Below are 6,285 nucleotides of genomic sequence, written 5' to 3' on the forward strand. Positions count from 1 at the left end.
CTGCGGCTCGGTCCGCGCGGCGGGCTCGGCGGCGTGCGCGCCGGCGGAATCGGCGTGCTCAGCGGCGGATTCGGCGTGCTCAGCGGTCTGCGCGGCGGCGGGCGCGTGCCGGGACGGCGGCTGCGACGGCGACACCGTACGGTCCCGGTCGCCCTTGACCCGCAGCAGCGGCGCGCCCGCCACCGTCTGCACCTCGTGCCACAGGTCGGCGCGGCCCGACACGTACGCCAGCAGCTCCGCGCGGATCTCCGCCGGATCCCCCCAGGTGGCGTACATCTTGCTCTCGGTCACGCAGATCGCGTGCAGCCCGCCGGAGGTGACCGCCTGCCAGACGGCGGCGGCCACGCCGGGACAGTGCGCCGAGCGGTAGTCGTCCAGCGCCACCACGCCGTGCGGGTGCAGCAGCTCGCGCGAGGTCTCGATGTCGGCGTGCACGTGCTCGTACAGGTGCGAGGCGTCGATGTGCGCGAACCGGCACGACGCCGGCTGGACCCGGTCCCTGACCGTAGAGGACAGGCCCTGGAGGACCTCGGGCAGCTCGTCGTGGAAGGAGAGGTAATTGGCCTCGAACGAGTGACGGGTCAAGGTCGGGTACGACTTCTTCATCTCGGCGGAGTTGGCGTTGTCCTCGGCCGGGGCGTCGAACAGGTCGCAGACGGTGAAGGTGTCGCCCTCGCGCAGGTAACTCCCCATGAAGATGGCGCTCTTGCCGAGATAGGCGCCCACCTCCAGCAGGTCGCCGGGCTCGGTACGGCTGAGCTGCCGGGTCAGGAACCAGTCGAAGAGGACCTGGTCGACGGGGAAGAACCAGCCCTCGACCTGGGCCAGTTCGGTGGGCGCGGGAAGCCGGTCCTCGGCGGAGGTCATGGTCATGGGGGGATGTCCGTTCGGTACGGGTGTGGGGGGCGTCAGTGTAAAGCGCCCGACGCCCCCCGTTTCGTACCGAATGCTCCCGTGTCCGACCGTGGCGGCTACTTGACGGCGCCCGCCATCACACCGGACACGAACTGCCGCTGGAAGGCGAAGAAGACCACCAGCGGGACCACCATCGACACGAAGGCGCCGGGCGCCAGGATGTCGATGTTGTTGCCGAACTGCCGTACCTGCTGCTGGAGGGCGACCGTGATCGGCTGCGCGTCGCTGTTGGCGAAGATCAGCGCGACCAGCATGTCGTTCCACACCCACAGGAACTGGAAGATGCCCAGCGACGCGATGGCCGGGCCGCCCAGCGGCATGACCACCCGCACGAACAGCCGGATCTCGCCCGCGCCGTCCAGCCGCGCGGCCTCCAGCAGCTCGCGCGGGATCTCCGCGAAGAAGTTGCGGAGCAGGAAGATCGCGAAGGGCAGCCCGAACGCGGTGTGGAAGAGCACCACACCGGAGATGTCACCGAAGATCCCGATGTCGCCGAAGAGCCGCGCGACCGGGATCAGCGCCACCTGCACCGGCACCACCAGCATCGCCACCACGCCGATGAACCACCAGTCGCGGCCCGGGAACTCCATCCACGCGAAGGCGTAACCGGCGAGCGAACCGATCACCACGACCAGCAGCGTCGCGGGCACGGTGATCAGCGCGGTGTTCACCAGCGAGTCGGTGATCGCGTGATTGTCCAGCAGCGTGCGGTAGTTGGAGACCGTCAGCTCCGACGGCGAGGTGAAGACCTTCCACCAGCCGCTGGCCGAGATGTCGCTCGGCGTACGCAGCGACGACAGCAGCAGCCCGATCGTCGGCATCAGCCAGAACAGCGCCACCACCAGCAGGAAGACCCGCACCAGGCCGCCGCTCGCGCGGGCCGCGATCCGCGCGGCCACACTCTCCTTCGGCCTCGGCGCGGCCTCGGGCACCGCGTCGCTCTTCGCCGCCTGGCCGCCCGTCTCAGGACCGCCCGCCATGGCGGCCGATTCCGTGCTCATCGCCGTCCCTCCCTGCGCAGCCGCCGGATGTTGAAGATCATGACCGGCAGGACCAGCAGCAGCAGGATCACACCGATCGCACTGCCGACCCCCTGGTTGTCGCCGCCGCCGAAGGACGACAGATAGAGCTGGAGGGCCAGGACGTTCGCGTCCGACTGGGTGTTGCCGGGCGCGATGATGTACACGAGGTCGAAGATCTTCAGCACGTTGATCATCAGCGTGACCGTGACGACTACCAGGACCGGGGCCAGCAGCGGCACGGTGATCCGGCGGAACACCTGCCACTCGTTGGCGCCGTCCACCCGCGCCTGTTCCATCAGCTCCCGCGGCACCCCGGCCAGACCGGCCGCGATCAGCACCATCGCGAAGCCCGCCCACATCCAGATGTAGCTGCCGATGATCGACGGCGTGATCAGATTCGGGCCGAGCCAGTTGACGCCGTTGTACTTGCCGGAGAAATTCGAGGCGGGCAGCCGCAGTTGGGCACCCTCGGCGGCCTTGGGCAGCTTGTACGTGCCGTCCTTGCCGGACTTCGCCGTCGCCACCACCTTGCCGTCCTTGACCGCCTGCACCTTCACACCGGACAGCGCCTTCTCACCCGGATCGATCACTCCCGCCTTGCCGGTACCGCCGGGCCTGAAGTCCAGCCATACGGTGCCGGTCACCGAATCCGGCTGCGACGGCGCGGGCTTGGCGTCCACGGCGTTCGAGGGCAGCTTGTTCTGCGGGATGCCGATCAACGGCAGATCCGCGGGACTGCCCTGCTGAGCCGTGGACTTGGTGGTGAAGGAGCCGCCCGCGCTCGGCGCGAGATCGCCGCCGGGGCGCGGCCGGGCGCCCGGATAGGCCGCGTTGTCGGTGAACGTGTCATGGACCGCGACCACCACGGCGTTCGCCACACCGCGCCCCGGGTCCTGCTCGTACACCAGCCGGAAGATGATCCCGGCCGCCAGCATCGAGATGGCCATCGGCATGAAGATGACCAGCTTGAACGCCGTGCTCCAGCGCACCCGTTCGGTGAGCACGGCGAAGACCAGACCGAGGGCGGTCGCCGCGGTCGGCGCGACCACCACCCAGATCGCGTTGTTGCGCACGGCGGTGAGGATGCCGTGGTCGGTGAAGACCGTGCCGAAGTTCTTCAGGCCGACGAAGGCGCTGCCGTCGGCGTCGAAGAGGCTGCGCTGGACGGTGTAGACGATCGGGTACACCACGAGCGCGCCCAGCAGGATCAGGGCGGGCAGCAGGAAGAGCGCGGCCACCCAGGGACGGGTGCCCATCAGGCTCCTGCGGCCGCCCGGTCCCTTGGCGGGCGGGCCGGGCAGAGGGCCGGGCGGCGGCACCGTCGCAGCGGTGCCGCCACCTCCCGCCCCCGCGGCGGAGCCAGGGCCTGTCCGGCGCATCACGACCGGCCCCTTCGGCGTCTGGCACGCCCGCCCGCCGCGTTGCCGAAATGCCCAAATAGCTCCGCTATGCGGTCACTCCGGCGCCTTGCGCTCGCACGCGCCAGACGCCGCCTGGACCGCCCATGATCCGTCGGACAGACCCTAGCCATCGGGGGCATCTCGCCTCAGTTCCCGTACGCCTTGGCGGCGTCCGCTTCGAGCTTGGCCTGCGCGCCCGCGACATCGGACGGCTTGGCGAGGAAGTCCTGGAGGTCCTTCCACTCGCCCTGGCCCTTGGTCCCGCCGAAGGCGGCCGGAGCCTGGTCCGACATGTCGAAGCGGAAGTCGTCGCCCGCCGCGATCAGCGCCTGCGCGATGGACCGCTGCACGTCGTCCGGGTAGGCCGCGAAGTCCAGCGACTTGTTCGGCGACAGGTAACCGCCGCCCTGCGCCCAGATCTTGGCCGCCTCCGGCGTCGCGACGTACGTCAGCAGCGCCTGCGCGGCCGGGCTGTCCTTCAGCGCCACGCCGACGTCACCGCCGCTGACCACCGGCGCCTTGCCGCTGCCCACCGCGGGGAACGGGAAGACCTTCGCGTCCGTGCCCACCTTCGCCTTGGTGTTGGCGGCGATGAACGCCGAGACGAAGTCGCCCTCGTAGACCATCGCGCCGGCCGGCGGGTTGCCGGTGAAGACCTGCGTCACCGACTTCGGGAAGTCGGCGGCGAGCGCGCCGCTGTTGCCGCCCGCGAGCAGGTCCTTCTTGCCGAAGAGCTGCCCGAGCGTGGTGAGCGCGTCCTTCACCGACGGGTCGGTCCACTTGATGGTGTGCGCGGCGAGCTGGTCGTACTTCTCGGGACCGGCCTGCGAGAGATAGATGTTCTCGAACCAGTCGGTGAGCGTCCAGCCGTCCGCGCCGCCCACCGAGACCGGCGCCGTGCCCGACTCGAAGACCGTCTCCGCGGTCTTCAGGAAGTCGTCCCAGGTCTTGGGCACCGAGGCGCCCGCGGTCTCGAAAGCCGCGCTGTTGTACCAGATCAGCGACTTGTTGGAGACCTTCGCGTAGATGCCGTACTGCTTGTCCTTCCACGCCCCGAGCTTCTGCCAGCCGGGCGAGAAGTTCTTCTGGAGTTGCGCGGTCGCCTCCGGGCCCAGCGGCTTCAGCCAGCCCTTGTCGGCGAATTGGTGCAGCACGCCGTTCTGCGCGAGGAAGGCGACATCCGGCGGGGCGCCGCCCTCGATCTTCGTGCCGAGGAAGGTGGACTGGCTGTCGCCGGTCGGGACGAACGTCGATTTCGCTCCGGTGAGCTTGTCGAACGCGTCCAGCACCTTCTGGAAGTTCTTCTGCTCCGGCCCCGTCCACACGGCGGCCACTTCGAGCTTCTGCCCGTGCAGATCGGGAAGTTTGACCCCCGAGGCGGAACTCGTGGCGGACGCGCTCGGCGTTTTCCCGCCGTCGTCCTTCTTGTCGCTGCTCCCGCCGCACGCGGCGGCGGTCAACGCCAGCGCGGTCGCCGTCACTGTGGCGAGCGCTATGCGCGTAGTGCGGTTGTTTCGGCTGGTGCGCGGATTCTTCAGCGTACGCATCTGGCCATCCCCTCAGTCCCGTGGCGTCTGTCCTATGCCTTGGCGAACCCCAGCCGCAAGGGAGTGCGGGGTTCCGTGACAGCTATCGTGACCATGACGTGATCTTGAGCCAAACGCTTTACCGGGGACGGCTGTTGGAATATCGCCGCTTGTCCGTCACGTGACAACCGAATGCCGGGGCACGGGTGTGCCGCGTGACGGGGCGTTGGCCAAGGCCCCGTCAAATCGACGTATCCGCCCGGAAATCGACGGACGGCGTGCGCGGTGACCATCGGAACGTCGCAGATCAGCCGTCTGATGCGGGCCAGTTGACCGCCGCCGACCACCGGACCGGTTCAGACCAATGACGGTTTCCGCCCGCCGTCCGGTTTCCGCCCGCCGGACGGAATCGGATCGCCCGGCGGAATCGGGTCGCCGGGCGGGTACGAATTAGCGGACGGGGCAGGATCAGGGCATCCGCGTGAAATCCGCGCGCGGACACGTCGGCGCGGGCGGATTCGGCGGGGTGCCCGTCGAACGGGCGGGCACCGTCAGATCAGCGGGCCGGGGGCGGAACCCGGCGCGGACGCGGCGCCTTCCGCGGTGCGCGCGCCCGCCTCCTCGGGCGCCGACTCCGCCGCCCGCTGCAAGGCGCTGGCCAGCAGGGCGAGATCGGTCGGCCCGTTGCCCAGCTCGCGGACCTGGCGGCGGGCCGGAGGATCGCCCATCCGCTCCCACTCCAGCGCCACGACGGTCGGCCGGAGCGTCGCCGTACGCGGGATACGGCCACTGACCCGGCCCGCCTGGAACGCCGTCACCGCACCGCCGGGCCGCCGCAGATAGCCGCGCCCCGGCACCGTGTCGTCGAGCCCCGCCGGGTCCTCGACATGCACCAGCAGCGCCGCCGACTCCGCGTCCGGCATGCGCAGCGCGATCCGCAGCCGGGACCGTTCGTCGGCCTCGGTGGCCGCCGTACGCTCCGGGCGGCCGGTCGACGCGATGAGGTGCACACCGAGCCGCGCGCCCTCCCTGGCGACCGCCTCCAGCGCCCGGACGACGCTGCCCGCCGCCGGTCTGCCGGTGCTGCCGAGACCGGGCGCGACCAGCTCGTCGAAGTCGTCCACGACCACCACGAGCCGGGGCAGCACGGGCTGGGTCCGCGCCGTCACCGCGCCCTGACCGGTGGGCTTGCGCGCCGCCGTCTCACCGGCGCGCGCGTCGGTCCGTGCGCCTTGGCGCGGCCCGCCCTGGTGCGGCCCGCCCTGGTGCGGCACGGTCGCGGCGACCAGCCGGTCCCCGTGCCACGCGGCGAAGTCCTGCCCGTCGAGCAGTTCCGCGCGCCGCTTCAGCTCCGCGCCGAGCGCCTGCGCGAACTCCCGCATCCGCAACGGGTCCGAGGCCACCAGATGCGTGCTGACGTGC

At 70.5% G+C, this 6,285-nt stretch carries 4 protein-coding genes and 1 pseudogene; all 5 read right to left on the reverse strand.

The genetic code is table 11. The features are described 5' to 3' along the window. Positions 1–873: class I SAM-dependent methyltransferase (locus BGM09_RS13310; RefSeq protein WP_188281755.1), on the reverse strand; the 873-nt coding region annotated here is incomplete at its 3' end. Between the two features lie 98 nt (positions 874–971). Then, positions 972–1,916 (reverse strand): carbohydrate ABC transporter permease, encoded by a 945-nt coding sequence (locus tag BGM09_RS13315; protein WP_188281756.1) that lies wholly within the window; start codon positions 1,914–1,916, stop codon positions 972–974. Then, entirely contained in the window at positions 1,913–3,193 is a 1,281-nt protein-coding gene (locus tag BGM09_RS13320; RefSeq protein WP_188281757.1) for a carbohydrate ABC transporter permease, read from the reverse strand. The genes BGM09_RS13315 and BGM09_RS13320 overlap by 4 nt, the downstream gene beginning before the upstream one ends. Positions 3,194–3,483: 290 nt before the next feature. Beyond that, on the reverse strand, positions 3,484–4,884 hold the full coding sequence (locus tag BGM09_RS13325) for an ABC transporter substrate-binding protein (RefSeq protein ID WP_188281758.1): 1,401 nt from the start codon (positions 4,882–4,884) through the stop codon (positions 3,484–3,486). Positions 4,885–5,414: 530 nt separating this feature from the next. Next, positions 5,415–6,285 (reverse strand): annotated as a pseudogene (locus BGM09_RS13330) (hypothetical protein); the annotation flags it as partial.

The organism is Streptomyces sp. CBMA29 (assembly GCF_014596445.1).
Taxonomy (GTDB): Bacteria; Actinomycetota; Actinomycetes; order Streptomycetales; family Streptomycetaceae; genus Actinacidiphila.